Source organism: Lentibacillus sp. JNUCC-1 (assembly GCF_009741735.1).
GTDB lineage: Bacteria > Bacillota > Bacilli > Bacillales > Amphibacillaceae > Lentibacillus_B.
Window position 1 is genome coordinate 297440 of record NZ_WHOH01000001.1, and the last position, 20174, is coordinate 317613.

General features: G+C 42.9%; 23 protein-coding genes, 1 pseudogene and 1 other annotated feature. Of the genes and pseudogenes, 9 read left to right on the forward strand and 15 right to left on the reverse strand.

Annotation, left to right across the window (positions count from 1 at the left end; translation table 11 throughout):
• Nucleotides 1-72: 72 nt before the first annotated feature.
• Nucleotides 73-1299, reverse strand: coding sequence for a putative glycoside hydrolase (locus JNUCC1_RS01490; RefSeq protein ID WP_156643687.1), 1227 nt, complete (start codon nucleotides 1297-1299; stop codon nucleotides 73-75).
• A 131-nt stretch (nucleotides 1300-1430) separates the two neighbouring features.
• Nucleotides 1431-1609: a binding site (T-box leader), on the forward strand.
• 138 nt (nucleotides 1610-1747) lie between these two features.
• On the opposite strand from JNUCC1_RS01490, the gene trpS reads away from it, so the two are divergent.
• The gene (gene trpS, locus JNUCC1_RS01495; RefSeq protein WP_156643688.1) at nucleotides 1748-2737 is read left to right on the forward strand and encodes a tryptophan--tRNA ligase; all 990 of its coding nucleotides are present in this window, start codon (nucleotides 1748-1750) and stop codon (nucleotides 2735-2737) included.
• A 71-nt stretch (nucleotides 2738-2808) separates the two neighbouring features.
• On the opposite strand, the gene JNUCC1_RS01500 is transcribed toward trpS, so the two are convergent.
• Entirely contained in the window at nucleotides 2809-3567 is a 759-nt protein-coding gene (locus JNUCC1_RS01500) for a YjbA family protein (RefSeq protein ID WP_156643689.1), read from the reverse strand.
• Nucleotides 3568-3632: 65 nt separating this feature from the next.
• Nucleotides 3633-3839, reverse strand: coding sequence for a hypothetical protein (locus JNUCC1_RS01505; RefSeq protein WP_156643690.1), 207 nt, complete (start codon nucleotides 3837-3839; stop codon nucleotides 3633-3635).
• 1564 nt (nucleotides 3840-5403) lie between these two features.
• Here JNUCC1_RS01505 and ltrA point away from each other — a divergent pair.
• Nucleotides 5404-6663 carry a group II intron reverse transcriptase/maturase gene (gene ltrA / locus JNUCC1_RS01510; RefSeq protein ID WP_156643543.1) on the forward strand — a complete coding sequence of 420 codons (1260 nt, stop codon included), beginning with the start codon at nucleotides 5404-5406 and terminating at the stop codon, nucleotides 6661-6663.
• 78 nt (nucleotides 6664-6741) lie between these two features.
• Here the strand turns inward: ltrA and fabF are convergent, their stop codons facing one another.
• From fabF to JNUCC1_RS01530, 4 genes are all read right to left on the reverse strand, one after another.
• On the reverse strand, nucleotides 6742-7980 hold the full coding sequence (gene fabF / locus JNUCC1_RS01515) for a beta-ketoacyl-ACP synthase II (RefSeq protein WP_156643691.1): 1239 nt from the start codon (nucleotides 7978-7980) through the stop codon (nucleotides 6742-6744).
• Nucleotides 7981-8004: 24 nt separating this feature from the next.
• The gene (locus JNUCC1_RS01520) at nucleotides 8005-8943 is read right to left on the reverse strand and encodes a beta-ketoacyl-ACP synthase III (RefSeq protein ID WP_156643692.1); all 939 of its coding nucleotides are present in this window, start codon (nucleotides 8941-8943) and stop codon (nucleotides 8005-8007) included.
• Nucleotides 8944-9053: 110 nt separating this feature from the next.
• Nucleotides 9054-10034: a BMP family ABC transporter substrate-binding protein gene (locus JNUCC1_RS01525; protein ID WP_156643693.1), complete on the reverse strand. Its 981-nt coding sequence runs from the start codon at nucleotides 10032-10034 to the stop codon at nucleotides 9054-9056.
• 12 nt (nucleotides 10035-10046) lie between these two features.
• Complete coding sequence (locus tag JNUCC1_RS01530; RefSeq protein ID WP_156643694.1) at nucleotides 10047-10661, reverse strand: hypothetical protein; 615 nt, start codon at nucleotides 10659-10661, stop codon at nucleotides 10047-10049.
• A 67-nt stretch (nucleotides 10662-10728) separates the two neighbouring features.
• On the opposite strand from JNUCC1_RS01530, the gene JNUCC1_RS01535 reads away from it, so the two are divergent.
• The gene (locus JNUCC1_RS01535) at nucleotides 10729-10947 is read left to right on the forward strand and encodes a DUF2929 family protein (protein ID WP_231746937.1); all 219 of its coding nucleotides are present in this window, start codon (nucleotides 10729-10731) and stop codon (nucleotides 10945-10947) included.
• A 113-nt stretch (nucleotides 10948-11060) separates the two neighbouring features.
• Here JNUCC1_RS01535 and JNUCC1_RS01540 read toward each other — a convergent pair whose 3' ends face one another.
• Nucleotides 11061-11426: a hypothetical protein gene (locus JNUCC1_RS01540; protein ID WP_197431593.1), complete on the reverse strand. Its 366-nt coding sequence runs from the start codon at nucleotides 11424-11426 to the stop codon at nucleotides 11061-11063.
• A 90-nt stretch (nucleotides 11427-11516) separates the two neighbouring features.
• On the opposite strand from JNUCC1_RS01540, the gene JNUCC1_RS01545 reads away from it, so the two are divergent.
• Nucleotides 11517-12335 carry an undecaprenyl-diphosphate phosphatase gene (locus tag JNUCC1_RS01545; protein WP_156643695.1) on the forward strand — a complete coding sequence of 273 codons (819 nt, stop codon included), beginning with the start codon at nucleotides 11517-11519 and terminating at the stop codon, nucleotides 12333-12335.
• Between the two features lie 40 nt (nucleotides 12336-12375).
• Here the strand turns inward: JNUCC1_RS01545 and JNUCC1_RS01550 are convergent, their stop codons facing one another.
• A complete protein-coding gene (locus JNUCC1_RS01550; protein WP_156643696.1) occupies nucleotides 12376-13521 on the reverse strand; it encodes a TIGR04053 family radical SAM/SPASM domain-containing protein in 1146 nt (381 codons plus the stop codon).
• A gap of 238 nt (nucleotides 13522-13759) precedes the next feature.
• Between JNUCC1_RS01550 and JNUCC1_RS01555 the strand changes: the two are divergent.
• Nucleotides 13760-14454: pseudogene (locus JNUCC1_RS01555) on the forward strand (Crp/Fnr family transcriptional regulator).
• A 234-nt stretch (nucleotides 14455-14688) separates the two neighbouring features.
• Here JNUCC1_RS01555 and moaD read toward each other — a convergent pair.
• The 5 genes from moaD to JNUCC1_RS01580 all read right to left on the reverse strand — a co-directional run bounded on the left by moaD (nucleotide 14689) and on the right by JNUCC1_RS01580 (nucleotide 17182).
• The gene (gene moaD, locus JNUCC1_RS01560) at nucleotides 14689-14922 is read right to left on the reverse strand and encodes a molybdopterin converting factor subunit 1 (protein ID WP_156645345.1); all 234 of its coding nucleotides are present in this window, start codon (nucleotides 14920-14922) and stop codon (nucleotides 14689-14691) included.
• A complete protein-coding gene (locus JNUCC1_RS01565; protein ID WP_156643697.1) occupies nucleotides 14915-15388 on the reverse strand; it encodes a molybdenum cofactor biosynthesis protein MoaE in 474 nt (157 codons plus the stop codon). Before JNUCC1_RS01565 ends, moaD begins: the two co-directional genes overlap by 8 nt.
• Before the next feature lie 11 nt (nucleotides 15389-15399).
• A complete protein-coding gene (mobB, locus tag JNUCC1_RS01570) occupies nucleotides 15400-15930 on the reverse strand; it encodes a molybdopterin-guanine dinucleotide biosynthesis protein B (RefSeq protein WP_197431594.1) in 531 nt (176 codons plus the stop codon).
• Between the two features lie 83 nt (nucleotides 15931-16013).
• Entirely contained in the window at nucleotides 16014-16325 is a 312-nt protein-coding gene (locus tag JNUCC1_RS01575) for a metal-sulfur cluster assembly factor (protein WP_156643699.1), read from the reverse strand.
• Between the two features lie 95 nt (nucleotides 16326-16420).
• Nucleotides 16421-17182, reverse strand: a complete 762-nt coding sequence (locus JNUCC1_RS01580; RefSeq protein ID WP_156643700.1) for an alpha/beta fold hydrolase — start codon at nucleotides 17180-17182, stop codon at nucleotides 16421-16423.
• Nucleotides 17183-17319: 137 nt separating this feature from the next.
• On the opposite strand from JNUCC1_RS01580, the gene JNUCC1_RS01585 reads away from it, so the two are divergent.
• From JNUCC1_RS01585 to JNUCC1_RS01595, 4 genes are all read left to right on the forward strand, one after another.
• Complete coding sequence (locus JNUCC1_RS01585; protein ID WP_156643701.1) at nucleotides 17320-18159, forward strand: Cof-type HAD-IIB family hydrolase; 840 nt, start codon at nucleotides 17320-17322, stop codon at nucleotides 18157-18159.
• 147 nt (nucleotides 18160-18306) lie between these two features.
• A complete protein-coding gene (locus JNUCC1_RS18130) occupies nucleotides 18307-18456 on the forward strand; it encodes a hypothetical protein (RefSeq protein ID WP_197431595.1) in 150 nt (49 codons plus the stop codon).
• Nucleotides 18457-18642 carry a DUF3813 family protein gene (locus tag JNUCC1_RS01590; protein ID WP_156643702.1) on the forward strand — a complete coding sequence of 62 codons (186 nt, stop codon included), beginning with the start codon at nucleotides 18457-18459 and terminating at the stop codon, nucleotides 18640-18642.
• Nucleotides 18643-19308: 666 nt separating this feature from the next.
• Nucleotides 19309-19572, forward strand: coding sequence for a NifU N-terminal domain-containing protein (locus JNUCC1_RS01595; protein ID WP_156643703.1), 264 nt, complete (start codon nucleotides 19309-19311; stop codon nucleotides 19570-19572).
• 101 nt (nucleotides 19573-19673) lie between these two features.
• Here the strand turns inward: JNUCC1_RS01595 and JNUCC1_RS01600 are convergent, their stop codons facing one another.
• Nucleotides 19674-20144, reverse strand: a complete 471-nt coding sequence (locus tag JNUCC1_RS01600; RefSeq protein ID WP_156643704.1) for a hypothetical protein — start codon at nucleotides 20142-20144, stop codon at nucleotides 19674-19676.
• Nucleotides 20145-20174 lie beyond the last annotated feature (30 nt).

The window sequence follows — 20174 nt, forward strand, 5'->3', positions numbered from 1 at the left end:
AAACTGAGTGAGCACCGTTGTGCATAGCTCACCTTTCGTATACTTAAAATAGCGTTTAATTAAACCATATTATTATGGTGTGTAGTCAACGTTCTTTGTATACGTATTGCCAGAATTCCACAACAGAAATTCGTCAATGCCGTTTTCATTCAGTGCTTTAATCTGAGCTTCTACTTCTGCCTTACCATATTGTTTGGTTGGGCCGGAATAAAGCCAAGGTGCTTCAAAATCCTGAAGCCATGGTCTTGATGTAGGGCTTTTATCCCCCAGTTGTGCAAGTAGATCATTTTCTACTTTTGCATACTCAGTTACTAGGCGGTAAGGCTCTTTATCCGGCATAGGTATGCCAAAGTAGTTATTTCCCCAGTGACTCGGGTAGATCATAGATGAAATAACGTCTACGTTTTCTGAGATCTCAAGGAAGTTTTGACCGATTCCCGGCGTTTCTACAACATCCGCAGCATAGCCAAAAATATCAACGGCAACATCGACATCGTAATATTCAAGCTCTTTCCGGGCATAACTCACAAAATCAGTTACAGCTTCGACACGCTGCTTAATCTCCCCTTCTTTAAAGTCTGCGTATTCCCCTAAACTGTAGTCAAAGCGATCAGCGTAACGTTCAAATCCTTCTGGGAAGCGCACGTAATCAAATTGGATTTCTTTGAAGCCCAGCTTGGCAGCCTCCTCGGCAATATCAACATTGTATTCCCAAACTTCTTTCATGAACGGGTTGACGAAAGCTTCTCCCTTATTATTCACCCAGACCTTGCCATTTTCCTTAAATGACAATTCAGGACGCTTCTTAGCAAGTACAGAATCTTTAAAAACAACGATACGTGCGATCGGGTATATTCCTTTTTCTTCAAGAACCTCTAACATTTTTCTTGGGTCATCCATATAATTTAACGCGATGTCTTCAAAAGGTGACCCTTCTTCCGGTTTATACGTCAGGTTGCCGTGATCCTCTTTAATATCAATGACCATTGCGTTGAGATCAGTTGTATCGACAAGATCAACCAAGCCTTCAAAGCGACTGCCTCCCGCAGAAGGACCAGTCACGTAGATGCCTCTGACAGCATCAGGGTAATCAAACTGGAGGCCTGAATCATATGTAAACCGTTGAAACTTGGTTTCTGAGTCAAGCAATTCAAGTGAAGTCTGTCGTTCATGGTGTAATTTCATGGGTTTTGCTTCATTGGATTCAGCATGTACATCAATAGATTGGGCAGGCATAAGCAGTGCTCCTGTTAACGCAACTGCGCTGATAAGTGGTTTATATATAAGTTTACGGATCATGTATCATCAATCTCCCATATTAGTCTTGCATTCTATTATATACGACTGGGATGCAAAATTGAATAGGAAAATTAAATACTGTCATTTTCTTGATTTCTCGATGATGTTTCTTTATAATTGGATCAATATTAATATGTGCAATGATAAAGAAGCAGTACAATCACCCTCTGGTTATTAGAGAGCTTGTGGTAGGTGGAAACAAGCATCAAGGTGAATTGGAATTGGACTTTAGAGCACATAACTGTTTAAAGTGATTCTGCCGTTGATGGCTGAATAATAAGGGTGGCACCGCGGTTCATTCGTCCCTTTACCTGAGGATGAGTGGGCTTTTTTTGTGGCAAAAAAGTAAAACCATCCCTATCACTTAGATAAAGTCATTCCCCATATATCTTTTAAAATGTATTGTTATACACCATTAATCTCAACAAAATACTGGAGGCAATTTCTTATGAAAACCATTTTTTCAGGCATTCAGCCAAGCGGCACTTTAACACTCGGCAATTACCTGGGAGCGCTCGTGCAGTTTACTGAACTGCAAAATGAACATGACTGCTACTTCTGTATTGTGGATGAGCATGCCATAACTGTTCCACAGGGCCGTCTGCAACTCAGGGAACAAATTCGTTCACTTGCAGCCCTATACCTTGCATCAGGCATTGACCCAAAGAAAGCTACCTTATTTATCCAATCAGAAGTTCCTGCACACACACAGATGGGATGGATGCTGCAATCGATCAGTTATGTGGGCGAACTTGAACGGATGACGCAGTACAAAGATAAGTCTGAAGGTAAAGAAGGGGTTTCTTCAGCATTATTGACCTATCCGGCTCTAATGGCATCCGATATCCTGCTGTATAATACGGACATTGTTCCAGTTGGAGAAGATCAGACCCAACATATGGAACTTACGCGCAATCTCGCCCAGCGCTTTAATAACCGCTTTAACGACATTTTAACCGTGCCGGAAATCAGCATTCCGAAAGTCGGAGCCCGTATTATGTCTTTGCAAAATCCCGAGAAAAAAATGAGTAAATCAGACAGCAATACGAAAGGATTCGTTTCTCTGCTTGACGAACCAAAACGGATTGAAAAAAAGATTAAGAGCGCTGTAACAGATTCTGAAGGCATCGTTAAATTTGATAAAGAGTCTAAACCTGGCATTTCAAACCTGTTGACAATCATGGCCAGTTGCACAGGGCGCTCGATCACTGAACTGGAAGAAGCCTTTGAAGGAGAGGGATACGGCGTGTTTAAACAAGCCGTAGCTGATGCAGTCATTGAAAAACTGGCACCTATTCAAGAAAAATATGCTGATCTCATCAACTCTGAGGAACTAGATGCTATACTCGATCATGGTGCTGAAAAAGCGTCTATGACCGCCAACAAAACACTTGCCAAAGCCAAAAAAGCGATGGGCCTTGGACGCAAGAGAAAATAATAATTTTTTACATCATAAATGCCTGGCATGGAAGTTAATCATGCCAGGCATTATATTTGAGTAATAAAGAATTACTGTTGTTTTGAAGCTTGTTGTTTCTGTTCTTCAAAAGCCCACATTTTTTCAAGAAAAGGCTGCCCTTTAATCAACTTCTCACAGAACTCTTCATGGGCAAGACTCCATCCTTGCCGCACACTACTGTAGAGTGTTCTCCAGGCTTTTTCCTCGTTCATATAATGGATATTCGGATATTGCTTTGGATCCCATTCAGTCAACCAATAACGCAATTCTTCAATCCTGTTCGCAGTTCTCAGCTGATCCAACCCCATCATCATAAGCTGTTTGAGCTGCCGCTCTCGCCTAGTTAACCCGAAGACAAGATCTGGAGCCATTGATAGCATGTGATAAGCTTTTTTATAATCAAGCGTTTCAAAACCATATGACTTCGGCTTCACGTTTTGCACCATGTCATAAACGAGCTGTTCTTGACGTGGAATGAGACGGCTTTTTTTGATCGGTATACTGTATCCCGCTGTATCAATTGCGATGATCTCTGTTCCATCTGTTATCACAGCAGCATAATCCAGACATTTCCGCATCTGCCCTTTTCTCGCATAAGCGCGCCGATAAACTGTATCCAGAAGTGCTTTCGGTACGTCATGCATATCATTTTCGATATACTGGTAGAGCGGTTTTGTTATGTACAGAAGCGGCACTTGATCCAAGAGTTCGATTTTATCTTCTTTGCGCCATTCATGAAAGTAACAGACGTTATATCCGTTCTCTTCGCCTTCAAACCAATTCACCCATACATCATGCAAATATAACATAAAACAACCCTCGCTTTTTACTATAACTTAGAATACATTATGGCCATGATTGCCTGAAAATATTCTTAAAGGTTGTTTGGAAAGCGATATATAGCAATACCCATTAACAAAATACCAATTGGTAAAAAGTAGCACTCCGGCCGGTCTTTAATGAATAGAATATAGTCCATCCACCCAAGCCCTGCCGGCAAAAAGTTAACGTAGACAATCAGTGTCACACCGCCTGAAACAGCTAGTCCAAATCCAATCAAAAAAATAAATATATGCCCCATAATCTCACCCCATGCTTGTCCAGAGATTTAATGAAGTATATGTATATTGCACCAAAAACATGACCTAAATCCCAAAAGTGCAAATGCCCGTTTAGCAAACTTCAGCACACTTCGTAGCGAGAGAAAGGAAACACAACCAGGTACGAATCGGATATTGACTGACCGTAATGTAGAAGTGTGACATCTGCTGGGCACAGAGCAGGACAACTCCTTGCTGAGAAATAGCGTTACCACACCTGAATCGTGCTTTTAAACAAGCATAGTATAAGTAAACTGCGAACTAAATAGGCGGTTTTTTGACCGCCATTAAGCACTCTATATGTTTAAACGAGCACCGTGATTTGCGCTGCGGGAAGTCGCTTTCCGCGGGCACGGCCTCAGTCTCCTCGCTCGCAAAGACCGCTCACTGTGGGGTCTTCGGACTCGTGCTGTTCCCGCAGGAGTCGACTTCCCTCCGCTCCAATCACTTTATGTTAATTGAATGCTTGGACGGTCCTGTTTAAGAAAACAAGTAAGAACGTGAACGCTCTTAAACAGTTAGTACTAGGTCCATTTATACGTATTATTTCCAATTCAGAGGTAATCTCGGTTTACTTATGAGCATTTCTCCGCTCATGAGTGATTTTCAGCCCCGATATGCGCTTCATCGTTCAACCCAATAAAGCAAGAAGATGAATAACACTCACCTAGCTCGGGGTAAACGCGGAGACTCCTGTGGGAGCAAAAGCCTAGATGAGACCCCGGAGCGCGCATTTGGGGAAGGAAGGCTAAAACCGCGACGTCCTGTCGCAACGCCTTCATGACCCACATCCTGTGGGCCCGAGGCACATCAGCGCCCACTGGACGCGGAGTGTTTTCCCCGAGCGATTGCCAGAAGCAGTCATTCACGTTTTTACTGGTTCGCAGTTTGTGTCTAATACGCATTAAATAAGTTTTAAAAGATTTTATTGTAAAAGCAATAATATTTTAGATAAGAGCCTTAAAAAAAAGACCGGTAGTTGACCGGTCTTTTAAGTCTGCGTGTGCCAGGCATGCACACACTCTATAGGGTTAAAGTCCCGAATCGTGAAGGCAGTAGTAGCGATTAGCCAAGGACAAGGGTGTCCAGAGAAATCTGGAATCTGAAGGAAGTCTGCGGCAAATCTCCGCCCGAGGAACACGAACTTCATAAGGCTAGATGTACTTGGACGAGGCTGCGCAACAAGCCAAAACCCATACTGCCAAAGGGTGCATAAAGTAGATGAAGCGGGGACATGGGGAGGAAGGGTGTGTGCTTACCCTGGGAGGTCTGGCAGAAATGCACAACCCATTGTGTAACTGAGTACGTAAGTACTCACTGAACTGTCAGAAGTCAGCAGACGCCATAGTAATGGGGATATCTAGAGTTCCCATGAAGGGCTGAATCATTTAAGGAGAATTGTCGCTTCGCGTACGCAACACTTGATGAAGCAGAAACATATATCCTTCCTAATGGAGGAAACGGTGAATTCCGTGGGGACATTAGAAGGGCTGAAAGTGATTGCCACACAAGAGGAGAGAACAATTCACGCAGGAGTTGGATATCATGTTGGATCGAATTCTATCACGGGAAAACTTAATAAACGCACTAAAACGCGTTGAACGCAATAAAGGCAGTCATGGTGTAGATGGAATGCCCGTACAAAACCTACGAGCGCATGTCATGAAACATTGGACAAGCCTGCGAAAAGAAATCCAAGAGGGGTCTTATCGTCCTCAACCTGTCCGTCGTGTCGAAATCCCGAAACCAAACGGCGGGAAGAGGAAGTTAGGCATCCCAACCGTGTTGGATAGATTCATCCAACAAGCAATTGCACAAGTTCTCACTGAAGAATACGACTCAACGTTCTCGAAACACAGTTATGGATTTAGACCAAACAAGCGAGGACATGATGCCGTAAGAGAAGCAAGGCAATACATGAAAGAAGGCTACCGTTGGGTCGTTGACATGGACCTAGAGAAATTCTTCGATAAAGTCAACCACGATCGTTTGATGCGCACATTGAACAAACGTATTGAGGACCCACATCTATTGAAGCTGATTCGAAGATACCTGCAGGCAGGTATTATGGAAGAGGGTTTAGTGCGTCCTAATACAGAAGGAGCTCCGCAAGGTGGTCCGCTCAGTCCACTACTTTCCAATATCGTCTTAGATGAGTTGGACAAGGAATTGGAGAAAAGAGGACTCCGTTTCGTCCGCTATGCGGACGACTGTAATATATACGTCAAATCAAGACGTGCAGGGTTGCGTGTAATGGAAAATATTACACAATTTATTGAAAATAAACTCAAGCTGAAGGTCAACGTAGAGAAAAGTGCGGTGGATCGCCCATGGAGACGTAAATTTCTGGGGTTTTCCTTCACGTTTCACAAAGATCACCCGAAAATCCGGATACCCAAAGAGAGTATCAAACGCTTCAAACAACGTGTCCGGGCTCTTACATCCAGAAGAAAATCCATGAATATGACAGATAGAATCGAGAAACTCAATCGATATTTGGTGGGCTGGCTTGGTTATTATCAACTGGCAGAAACGCCAACCACATTCAACAAACTGGATGCCTGGATTCGAAGAAGACTGCGAATGATTAGGTGGAAAGAATGGAAGCTAGTCAAAACGAAGTACAAGAATCTTGTGAAATACGGCGTGAAGAAAGAGAAAGCGTGGGAATGGGCCAACACAAGAAAGGCTTATTGGCGGATTGCCAAAAGCCCTATCTTGCATAAAGCCCTTGGTGACCAATACTGGTCAACCCAAGGGCTTAAGAGTCTGCTTAAACGATATCAAACGTTGCGTTGGACTTAAATGAAACCGCCGTATACGGAACCGTACGTACGGTGGTGTGAGAGGTCGGGGTTAGTCACCCCCTCCTACTCGATTTATTTATACATATTTCTTAAATACGAGTGATGCGTTGTGGCCTCCGAATCCGAGTGAATTGCTGAGTACGACGTCAACATTTTGATGTCTGGCTTCGTTTGGCACGTAATCGAGATCACATTCAGGATCTGGTGTTTCATAATTAATGGTGGGCGGAATAATTCCGTCCTGAATAGTCTTGACGGATATAACCGCTTCAAGTCCACCTGCTGCTCCGAGTAAATGTCCTGTCATGGACTTCGTTGAGGATACAGCCAGGCTGTTGGCATGATCGCCAAAAACTTGCTTTATAGCTGTGGTTTCATATTTATCATTCAGCTCTGTGCTTGTCCCATGAGCATTAATATAATCCACATCTTTTGTATCAAGCTCTGCATCATGAATAGCTTGTTGCATAGCACGGGCAGCTCCTTCACCTTCTTCTGCAGGTGCAGAAATATGGTAGGCATCTCCTGTGGAGCCATAGCCGACAATTTCAGCATAAATTGTAGCGCCGCGTTTAAGTGCCGAATCCAGTGTTTCAAGAACCAGAATACCTGCGCCTTCACCCATGACAAAGCCATTACGATTCTTGTCAAAAGGCCGGCTGGCATGTGCAGGGTCATCGCTCAAAGATAAAGCCTTCATGGAAGAAAATCCTGCCATAGCCATATTTGTAATCGGAGCCTCTGTTCCTCCAGTAATCATGGCATCGGCATCGCCGCGCTGGAGCACCTTAAAGGCATCACCGATCGAATTCGCACCCGATGCACAAGCTGTTACTGTACATGAGTTCATTCCTTTTGCTCCCAGTTGAATGGATACTTGGCCTGCTGCCATATCTGGAATCAACATTGGCACAAAAAATGGGCTGACCCGTTTGTAGCCTTTTGCCTGAAATTTGGCAAACTGCTCTTCATAAGTTTGCATGCCGCCAATACCAGAACCAATCCATACACCAACGCGATCCGCATTTTTATCATTGATTTCCAAGCCGGCATCTTTCACCGCCATTTGGGATGCTACCACGGCGTATTGCGTAAATAAATCCATTTTACGGATGTCACGTTTTTCAATCCATGAAGACGGGTCAAAGTCTTTTACTTCTGCGGATACTTGGGCTGGAAAAGCTTCCCGATCAAGCCGGGTTAAATAGTCGATCCCGGATTTACCTGCTGTAATGTTCTCCCAAATTTCAGGAACCTCATTGCCCACCGGTGCGACAGCGCCAAGTCCTGTAATCACAACTCTTTTATTTGTCATAAGGGTATGCCTCCTGTTTAGACGTTATCTTCCCCAACGCAAGGCGACTGAACCCCACGTCAGACCCCCGCCAAAACCGACGAGAACGATAAGATCGTTGTCTTTAATATTACCATTTTTTACGGATTCAGATAAGGCTATAGGCACTGAAGCCGCTGAATTATTACCGTATTTGCTGATTGTGCGCGCCATTTTATCTTCGGCGATTCCAAGACGTTCTCTTGCGGCTTCCATGATTCTGATATTGGCCTGATGCGGTACCAGGTAATCAACATCTTCTTTTTTGAAGCCTGCCTTTTCAACGACATTTACGGAAGACTCCGGCATTTGTCTCACTGCGAATTTAAATACTTCTCTTCCATTCATGATCAAATGGCCCTTTTTATCTTGATAAAGATAATCTCCTCCAGAACCTTTTGACCCCAGTTCCAAGGAAAGAATGCCTTTTCCTTCCGACACTTCACCAATAACAGCGGCGCCTGCTCCGTCCCCTAATAGAACGCATGTATTACGGTCGCTCCAGTCAGTGATTTTTGATAATTTATCGGCTCCGACCACAAGCACATGCTTATACATACCTGTTGCAATAAATTGTTTAGCAGTCGCAATGCCATATATAAAACCGGCACACGCTGCTCCAAGATCCATTCCGGCAGCATGCTCTGCTCCCAGACGGTGCTGAAGCATCGCAGAAACAGACGGAAAAGGGGTATCAGGAGTTACAGTAGCGACCAATATTAAATCTATATCTTTTGCTTCCACCCCTGCTTCTTTCAGCGCGTTCTGAGCTGCATAAAATGCCATATCAGAGGTGTCAATGTCATCCCCTGCAATTCTTCTTTCCTCTATGCCAGTACGCGTTCTGATCCACTCATCAGTGGTATCCACGATTTTCTCCAAATCTTTGTTGGTAACGATTTGTTCCGGGAGGTAGTGACCTGTGCCCATTACACCAACATTCATGATTCCATCCCCTTGTAATAAATTTACTATCAATCATTATGACTTGGTCCTAATTTTAATGCATGCTTTTTGATTTTGCAAGAGGCGTAACGACAAGAGGCTTGGATTCCTTAGTGCACGGATAGTTCATTAGGCAACAATCCGGTAGTTTTATACATATCAACAGCATGTTCGATTTCATTGCGGAAATACCTGGGAATGTCTTGACTATAGGGTCCAAGTGACAAAACATTTTCGGGGAAACCAAGTCTGTATACACCACCCGCAAGACGATCTTCATCAAAATGCTCAGCAGCCATTTCATAAATCTTTTCAACGTCTTGTATGGTGCTTGTCAATACATATCTTTCGCCAATATTCGATTGGTCATTGATATATCCAATTGTATACAAGTTGTCTTCTGCTGCTTGTTCTATCACTTTCCTTGAGAATTGATTACCAATCGGATAAAACACATCCACGTTCACATCTCGCTGGCGTTCATAAGCATCAAGTGCCGACCCAGCATTGTTCCAGTCATTCACATAATCAATATGCACTTCTGCAGCAGGGTTTTGGTGCTTAACGCCCTCATAATACCCTTCTATCTCAGATTGCCATTCATATGCAGCCAGGATCCCGACATGTTCTGTTTGTGACATTTCTCCAGCGATCATTCCTGCAAAAAATCCCATTGCATGGGCATTAAAGTTATAACTGGTGACATTCTCCGCATGTTGTCCACCATTGAAATAAACAAAATGAATATCCGGATAGACAGTAGACATATCTACAAAAGAACGACCGAATTTGCTGCCGTGCCCAAAGATGAGATTGACCCCTTTCTGGGAGAATTCTCGAACGATTTCAGTAACTTCCTGATCTGTTTCAACATTTTCTTTGAAATACACTTCAACACCGAATTTTTCTTTTATTGCTGTCAGACCTCGATATCCTTTAGCATTCCATGGCTCTTCACCTGCCTTCCCCTCCAGAATCAAGCCAGCTTTATAAAGTTGGCCTTCATGTTCCGGTGTTGAAGAACAGGCTGAAAGCACAATAGAAACTAGGATCAGAATAAATGAGACCAAAAGGACTGAACGTTTCAACATAGACTCTCCTATCTAATAAGCGTTCGTTTCAGGATAAAATGACGTGTTGCGATGATAATGTTCTTGTACGATGGATAAATTTGTTTTAATAGTCCTATTGTCCTTGACTTTCCCCAGATTGGCAAGGTATTGATTTGGACAACTTGAGGAAATTTCAGAAAGACACCCTTCTCGTATACAATGTACCAAATCATTCATATAGTCCTCAATATAAACTGCTTCATTCAAGAAAGCATCAGAAGCAAAGGGCAGCCATTCACCGTTTACACGCTTCATTCCAAATTCTGTCATCGGCATCCAGAACCCAAATAAAAGAGGTAAATCAATCGTTTCATTAGTTTGATCGTGTTCTGTACCGTACACAATATGAATATGTCCATTATCCGTTTCTGACCCATTTTTATTGTTGCAAACCTGTAGATTTACGTCTTTTTTGATACCATTGGCAGGTGCCGCTTCTCTACTCATTAACTGGAATCGGTCATGCCTTCCCATAAACAAATATAAATGTTCTTTTTGTGGGGATGAGACTTGATCAATCCCTATAACACACTCGCCTGCGTCCAACAAATGCTGGACAAGATGAAAGCCAATCCAATGAAAACAATTCTCTACGTAATAAAACATTTTCATCCCCCTAAAAAGCTTTTCATTTTCATACTGTTTTGGTAAACTGTAGTAAGTTAATCTATATATGTCTAAATTTATCTATCATGAAGTCGAGGTGTTACATATGCGGTTTATTATGACGTTTTTCTGGTCGATTCTCATAGGCTGTGCTGTATCCTATGTTCTTGCCAGCATGGCGGGTGATTCTTTCCAGCTTATACACGGATTGATTGCCGGGCTGTCAATTGGAGTCATCGTGCTCATCTTGGGTGAAGGCGTTTTGAAAGAAAACCCTGAAGCATAGTTCTGGATGAGCTTATGCTTTAAAGAGAAAATTCATCTCCAGATCATTAAACGGAGAGGGCCTTTTTCTAAAGCCCTCTCCTTAATTTTTTGAATGCTAAATGTTCATAAGCTTTAGTACCACGGGAGAACACTAATTGCTGTCAAGGCAGCTAAAGGTAATACAAGCCTTCTGAACGGATCGCGTCGGCCATAACCATAACCGCCATAGCCGGGCCCATACCCGTAACCAGGACCGTAACCATAACCTGGATAACCATAGCCGCCATAGCCGTATTGACGATCCCCCCGATACATATCTCCCGATTGTGTGTCCATGTCTCCAACCGGTACTGCCATGTATACATGATCATCATCGATACCGGTAATGATCCCGTCAACTTGCTGACCTTCCATGGTTTCGACAAGCACGTAAGCGTGAATATGCGCCTTACACAGTTCATACATATGGTGATGATGGTGATTGTGTTTTGTATTCATCTGTCAACCTCCTCACCTCCAGCCTATGCGCATGCCCACGGAAAGTGACGACACACATTACATTTTTAAAAAAGAAGGTGACATGATCAAATGGATCAAGCGAACGAAATTTTTCTTGTTTTAAAGTACATTTTTCTCGGACTTTTCCAGGGCATTACAGAGCCAATACCGGTATCTTCAAGTGGACATCTGATTATATTACGAGAAATTCTTGATGTGGAAATCAAAGGACTGTCTTTTGAAATTCTTGTAAACTTTGGCTCACTGATTGCTGTCCTTCTTGTCTACAGACATGACATTATCCGGCTTATCAAAAACGGAATTCGTTTTATAATATCAAAAGCTGATGACGCAAGAGGCGATTTTTATTTTATCGTATTTCTTGTGATCGCAACGATTCCAACAGGTGTGATTGGACTGCTGCTCGAGGATTATATTGGTGAGAAACTCAGCGGCGTTGCGGTAGTGGGCATAACATTATTGATTACGGGAGCCGCATTGTGGATCATTCGCAACTTGACCGGCTGGAAAGATGACGGCGATATTACTGTTAAAGATGCGCTTATTGTTGGTTTCGCACAATCAATCGCTCTGGTGCCTGGTATCAGCCGCTCTGGTGCGACAGTTGTTGCCGCGATGCTTGTTGGCATGAGTCGCGACACCGCTTTGCGTTTCTCATTTTTATTATACATTCCCGTAAGCCTTGGTATTTCCGTCTTAAGTATCGGTGATATTATAAAAGATGAAAATTTTGATATGATTCCAAACCTGCTTGCTTTCATCGCATCCATAATAGCATCATTCTTCGCGCTGAAGTGGTTCATTAATATCATGAAAAAAGGCAACCTCAAATATTTCACCTTTTATTGCTTGATCGTTGGAATCCTGGTTTTATTGTTTCTAGTATAAATAAAAGCGACCACAGTCATCCTGCTGGTCGCTTTTTGCGTTAATTTTGTTTTTGAAGTCGTTCTCTCTTCTGCTGTTCTCTCATCGCCTTAGGAATGTAAACACAATATGGTTCACTCTCCATGTAGTCCCCTGTCACATTATAGGCTCTGGAACGAGAACCGCCGCATACATGGCGGAATTCACACACGCCACACTTACCTTTGTATTGATCGGGATTACGAAGGTTCTTAAATACCTCCGAGTGACGATAGATGTCAGCAAGCGGCTGCATTCTGACGTTGCCCGCTTTGATGGGCAGCAGGCCACTGGGATAAACATCTCCAGTATGAGATATAAACACAAAGCCATTACCATCATTCACGCCTTTAGGGGCACGGCCAAGACCATCGATTGATCCCGTTTTTCCTTGCATAAGGGCGTCCTCATAGTAAATGCGGTCGCCGTCACTCATACCTTTATGCTCTCGCATTTTACTTTGAATGACAACCCGGCGATAATGCTGAGCTGCTGTCGTCTTAATATCAAATGGGACCCGTTTGGATAATTTATAAAGCCAGCGCAAAACTTTTTCATGCTCTGCAGGAGAGATCATATCTGACTCTTTGCCACGTCCAGTCGGAACAAGGAAGAACACACTCCATAATACGACCCCTAACCTTTCTACCATTTCAGCCATTTCATCCAGGTATTCATAATTATATTTCGAAATAACTGTATTAATCTGGAGAGGCATGTCAAGTTCATGTAAATAACTGATTGCATTCATGGTCAGATCAAACGAACCATTGGTGCCGCGAAAATGATCATGAATCTCTGCATTGTGGCCATCCACACTAAACGCCCATCTGGCAAGTCCGATGTCTTTTGCCTTCTTCATAGCTTCTTTTGTTACATTTGGTGTGGCAGATGGTGTCATGGATACACGCACACCTTTTTGAATAGCGTATTCAGCTATGTCAAACACATCTGGACGCTCGAGTGGATCACCACCGGTAAAGACAAGCATCGGGTTGTCCATCGCATAAATATCGTCAATCAATTTCTTGCCTTCTTCAAAATCCAGTTCGAGCGGATGCCGATGATACTGAGCTTCTGCCCGGCAATGCAGACATTTTAACTGACATGCTTGTGTTAATTCCCAAATCACAATAAATGGATTTTCGTTATAATCTCGTGAAAACATGTAAGACCCTCCATTCAATTCGTCTTACTTAATCATAACTTCCAAAAACATGGTCTGGTGTGACGCGCATCACTGAAAATCACAATGTAATAAAATTGACACAAAGAAGCATGAAGCAAGAGGTTCATACAAGCATACAAATTTTAGCTCTTTTTTTGATTTCCACATTCATTTGATACATGGTAAGATTATAGGAGATATAGAAACTACAAGAGAGCTTATTATAGGGGGAATGAGAATGGATAAAGATACTGTCAGAGCGCTCTTACAATCATTTCGAATTTTTAAAGGGTTAACGGATATTGAAATGGAGCCCATTTTAGATATTACTAAAAACCGTACTTTTCGTTCAGGTGCACACATTTTCATGCAAGATGACCCTTTGACAAATGTCTATTTCATTCACCAGGGCAAGGTCAAAATATACCGGACAGACATTCATGGGAAAGAACAGATTATTAATATGCTACAGCCAGGGACATGTTTCCCCATCAAGGCTTCTTCCGAAAAGACAATTATCCTGCCCACGCAGAAGTCGCTGAGGATGCCAACTTGCTTTATATCCCAATTAGCCAATTCGAAAACTTCCTCATTACACACCCCGAAATTTGTATTAAGTTGTTCAGGGTGCTGGGAGAATTAATCGTAGACTTACAAACACGGCTTGAAGAAAAAATTCTGCATACCACAACCGAACAAATTATCAAGCTGCTCTTGCGATTGTCCCAGAGTCACGGGGAAAAACGCCCGGACGATTTAATCAGAGTTACGACGTTGTTCACAAATCGTGAACTTGCCAATATGATCGGATCAAGCCGTGAAACAGTCAGCCGTACCTTAACCCAACTTAAGAAAAAGAAACTTATTGCTTCAGATCAAAACGGTCATATGTTAATTAATTTTGAAGAACTCCATAAGGAAATTATTATTTAATAAAACAAAAGCGGAAACGCCGTGGTCACCCCCGAAAATCATAAACAAGAATGTGTCGTGGCGAACTTGCCACGAAACGTTCTTGTTTATGACTCAAGGGGTAGGCGTTGGAGCTGGACGTGGCCCTTGGCAATGTTCGTTAACAGCTCGGGTATTTTATAGTTTGCTAAGCAATGAAAAAAGTGCCGATCTGTTCTGATAGGCACTTTTTGTTATTACTTTATCAAGTTGGGCTCATCCTCCGCTGACTGGGGGGATGAATGCCACTGTATCATTGTCCTGAACCGTAATATTGTCGCTTGCATACTCTTCATTAACAGCTACCATCACATGATTGATGTGATTGATGTTATACGTTGATAAAACATGATTCTTCAATTCCTCGACTGTCATCCCAGCAGCATCAAGCTCTATTTCGTGTCTCCCGACTGCCTCTTGCAAACCTGCAAAAAACAATACATTAACCATCATACATCGCCTCCTCTGATGGTACGCCCTGACGATATGAAACCTGTTCCTTTTGATCACCCATCCACTTGGTGCCATCAGCCCAGTTTTCTTTTTTCCAAATAGGGACGATCTCCTTAATACGCTCGATCGCATAACTGCTGGCCTCAAATGCATCTTTCCGATGAGGTGTTGAAACAGCTATGGCGACTGCCACGTCTGAAATTTCCAGACGACCAGTACGATGGACAATCGCTGTCTGAACGTCTCCCCACCGTTCTTCAATCTCACGGCCAATCTCAGCCAGCTTCTTTTCGGCCATCGGTTTATACGCTTGGTATTCCAGGAAAAGAGTCTGTTTCCCACGGGTGAATTCCCGGACAATACCTGTAAAAACATTGACTGCACCCGCTTCAGGCCGTGTTACTTTATTGATAACATCTTGTACATCTATCGTGTCTTCAGTAATCCAAAAGTTTTTCTCCATATGCGCTCCTTTTATAGCTTGAAGCGATCAAGCAGATGTGCGACAAGATCAGGAAGCACCTTATCAAGATCTTCAAGCAAAAACGTAAAAGCATGATGATCAGGCATTAAATGATGGTCTCGCAGTCCCACAGCATGAATCTGATCAATATCGTTCAATAGTCCGAAATCAGCTTCCTCTCTAAGCAGGACAATTTTGGGAAAGGAAGCATTTTTATAGCCCTCCAATATGAGAATGTCATGAGAAACAGTCTGATACATGGTTTTGATTTGTTCCCAAGTGAGCTCGGTTTTACTGGCAACCGTAAGCTGCAGTTCACCATCACCTTCCACACCGCTGATTACGGCGCCGGCCTGACGATGTTTGTCACTGTCGGTACCGCTGGCACGATCAGGTTTGCCGCCATGCCCATGATGCTTTAATGTGGCTACTTTATATCCTGCTTTGGTTAAATAAGCAACCAGTGCTGATGTAACCGTTGTTTTGCCGGAATTTTTATAGCCCACTACTTGAAAAATAGGAAAATCGTCTCTCGCACTCATACACATGCCTCTCTCACCCAAAATCGTGTGCACATAAATTAAAAAGGCTGATTCATGAATGATGAACCAGCCTTCTGTCTGCATTAATCCGGAATGCCGAGTGCAATTTTGGCATATCGAGACATTTTATCCTTACCCCAAGGCGGGTTCCAGACGATATTGACTTCGATTTCTTTGATATCCGGAATGTCGGACAACGCCCGGCGTACATCCTGCTCAATATGCCCAGCGAGCGGACAACCCATGGATGTTAGTGTCATTGTCACAACACATAACCCATTCTCATCTAATTCAACATCATATATAAGGCCCAAATTGACAATGTCAATGCCAAGCTCAGGGTCAATCACATTTTCCAGTGCCCCAAGCATATTTTCCTTTAACGCTTCATCCATGTTTTCGACCTCCCTAGTCTTTCTTAACATCTATTTAAACATATTTTTTACATGTTTGAAATGATTTAAATCACACTTTAGCTTTTTTACGTGTTTTATAAATGATTTTCAACCCACTTAACTGCTGCAAGCATCGCAAAACGGCTAACTTTGTGATCACGATCCTTCTCTTTCAGGAAATAAATCCGATCTGTATGCTTATACTGTTTAACAGCTTCTTTGTAAAAGCTGTGTGATTGCTCAAATGGCACAACAGGGTCTTTGTCCCCGTGCCAGAAAAATACAGGGCGATCATTTAACTTCTCCATATGTCTGGACAAATCAATTTTAGTCAGCTTACTGTATACGTTTTTTATCGTTTCCTGATTTATAGCTTTGCCGCTAGTTCTTTGATATTGATCTACAAGCATATCAGCGTATTCGGTTAATTTGGGGGTCCCCATCATGACAGCCGCTGTCTTGATCCATGGGTATTGGGTTAAAGCAGCTGTGGTAGTCATGCCACCCATACTTGTTCCCCCAATGCCAATCCGGCCTTCAAGAACCAGCTCGGAATCTGACAGCCAGTCATAAATTGTTTTTACATCTGAGATATTCTCAAACACAACATCCCAAAAAGACAGTTGCATTTGCTCCATATCAAGTCCTTCAGCTCTGTTTCCGTGATACAAGCTGTCCGGGAGTATCACCCGATAGCCTTTTTCAGCAAGTATATATGCAAGCGGCAGGTTATGTTCTTTAGCACTCGTGAATCCGTGATAATAGATAAACACGGGCAGAGGCTCATTTTGCCTGTCAGCCTGAACCACAATAAGACTTGGTATTCCTTTGATTGATTCTGAAAAAACGCCAATCATGTCACATGTTCCTTTCTGTTGTAGCTGACATTATTATAGCATATTGTTTGTTTTTCCCCTTTCTAAAAGGCTTGAGGGCATTCTTCCTTTACATCCAATGTTCCGAACTATACACTATGTGATATGAGGTGAGGCAAATGAATACAAAACAGCATATTATTGCACTTGATTTGGATGGAACTTTTTTAACAGATGATAAAAACATAAGTATCAAAAATCAAACTGTGGCCCAGAAAGCAATCGATGCCGGGCATATTGTTGTGATCGCAACCGGGCGGCCGCACCGTGCAAGTATTGATTACTACAATATGCTTCAATTAAATACACCTATGGTCAATTTTAACGGGGCGCTGATTCATCACCCACGCGACAAAAAATGGGACGCACTGCATAACCCGATGCCTGTTAGAACTGCCCGCGCGGTAGTGGAAGCTGCAAATGATTTTAATGTGCGTAACATTATTGCAGAAGTTCAGGATCACGTTTATCTTGATCGAAGCGATGAGGCAGTGATGAACATATTTAAACAGACGCGTCAAGACAGTCCGTTTACCATAGGCAGTCTGAAAAACAATTTAAACACCGATCCGACCTCTCTCTTGATTCATCCGAGAGAAGATCACATCAATCGTTTAAGGGCACATCTTGACGATTTTCATGCAGAAGTGATTGAGCACCGGAAATGGGGCGCTCCATGGAACATCATTGAAATTGTAAAAAAAGGCATTAATAAAGCAGTCGGACTTCATAAACTGGCTCATTATTATGATATCCCTCCCGAGCGAATTATTGCGTTTGGTGACGAGGATAATGATCTGGAAATGATTGATTATGCTGGCGTTGGAGTCGCGATGGGGAATGCTATTGACGAATTAAAATCACTTGCCAAACATGTAACTGAAACGAATGAAGAAGACGGCGTAGGAAAATTCCTTGAAGCATATTTAAAATTGGATCTTTCCTCCCCAGCTAAATAACCGGAAATTTCCACCCATATATTTAATTGGAGTATCCATACTAGGAGTGAGCGCAAAAAAGCGTTCACTTTTTTACTTCCGGTTATGCATCATGTTCACCTATTACAGATGCTCTTCGTCAAGAGGATCTGCCTGGAGGAATCGCCGATGGCCAAGAATAACAAGTCCAGACGATTCGTGTACCAAGGTGCTGAGGGTGTCAAACAGCATGCAGAACGATTTCCGTATCGCTCCCGCTTCTCCGATAAGGAGCGAAAGGAAGCTGAAGCTGACAACCATACGACAGGAGGGTTTTAAATGGAAAACAATTATCTCCAAAAAGCCAAGAATGCTATGAATCAGTTCATGCAAAACAATGATGAACAATCACAGCGAGCTGCTCAAAATGCCATTCAATCGGCTTATAATGAAGCCACACCTGAAGAACAACAGCAGCTGCAACAGCTTGAGCAGCAATTAAAGGAGAGCAATCAGTTAAAATAACCTCCCAAGTTGGAAGCTCAACCAACAAACGGATCGGAGCACCCCCCGTGCCCCGATCCGTTTTCCTGTGTCCAGTTCCCGTAAACTGCGACGTAAAAGAAATACCCATATATTTTTGTAAGAGGAACGCGATCTGCGCTGCGGACAGTCGCTTTCCGCGGACACGGCCTCAGTCTCCTCGCTCGCAAAGAACGCTCACTGCGGGGTCTTCGGACTCGTGCTATTCCCGCAGGAGTCAACTGTCCTCCGCTCCGATCACTCTATTTTCTTTAGCGGCTTGGACGGCTCTGCACACAAAAGCAAAAAGGCATGAATACTCACACCCAGCTCGGGGAAAACACGGAGACTCCTGTGGGAGCAAAAGCCTAGATGAGACCCCGGAGCGCGCATTTGGGGAAGGAAGGCTAAGAACGCGACATCCTGTCGCAACGCCTTCATGACCCACGTCCTGTGGGCCCGAGGCTCATCAGCGCCCACTGGACGCGGAGTGTTTTCCCCGAGCGGTTGCCAGTGGCAGTTATTTAGAGTTTTCACTGGTTCGCAGTTTGTGTCTATTGTGACCTAGAGGGGGTTTTATTTATGGGGTTTGTCATTTTACTTTTTTACGATGGGGATATCTGCTATGATAAGGGCAGTTGATAAAGATTCTAATTGGAGGGGATAGTGATGGGTGTGCGCGCAGAGGCGACTCCGAATCCAAATGCTTTGAAATTCACAACAGATAAGTTGATTTTTGAGGGTACGAACAGCATTTCTGTTATGCCTGGTGATACGAGTGAACATGCCATTTTAAATGATCTAATGGCACTTGACGGAGTGGATAATGTTTTCGGCTATCAGAACTTCATTACAGTGAACAAGCAGTTCGATGCTGAATGGGATGATGTTACACCTAAAGTTCAGGACGTTTTTAAAGAACACGGCTATTAATTCACACAGGTACATAGAAAAGCCCGCCAGCAGATATGCCGGCGGGCTTTTTATTCTTTGATAATACGTCGATTTTTTCTTATTTCCTTTGATCAAGACGATTAATAGCTCTGTCTGATAAAGTCAATGCCGAAATAATTTGGGTTGACTTCTTTTCCACTTTCAGTTTTCCCGTAAATCATCAGGACAGGCACCTCTTCTGTTTCTATTACATCTTGAGGCAGTGTGGTTTCAATGGTGAAAGATGTCCAATCTTCCCCTTCTAATTCAATCTTGGTTTCTTCAACAAGAACGTCTTTATGAAGAATTTGATAATAAGCTTTTTCGTTGGATGATTTTGCCTCTCCTTTAATACGTACGTTTTTCTTATCATGTATCTTGATATCAATATTTTTAAAGGCGATATCCATCGCTGTTTCTTCGTTCTTAGTTTCATTTGAGCCTTCGTTTAATTCTTCATTTACTTCTTGTTTAGCTTGATTGTCTGTTGTTTGCTCTGTGTTTTGGTCAGACTCAGACCCACAGCCTGCCAGAATAACCGCTGACAGCAAAATCATGATTATATATTTCATATCTTCTTCCTCCTGGACAAGGGTGAAAAG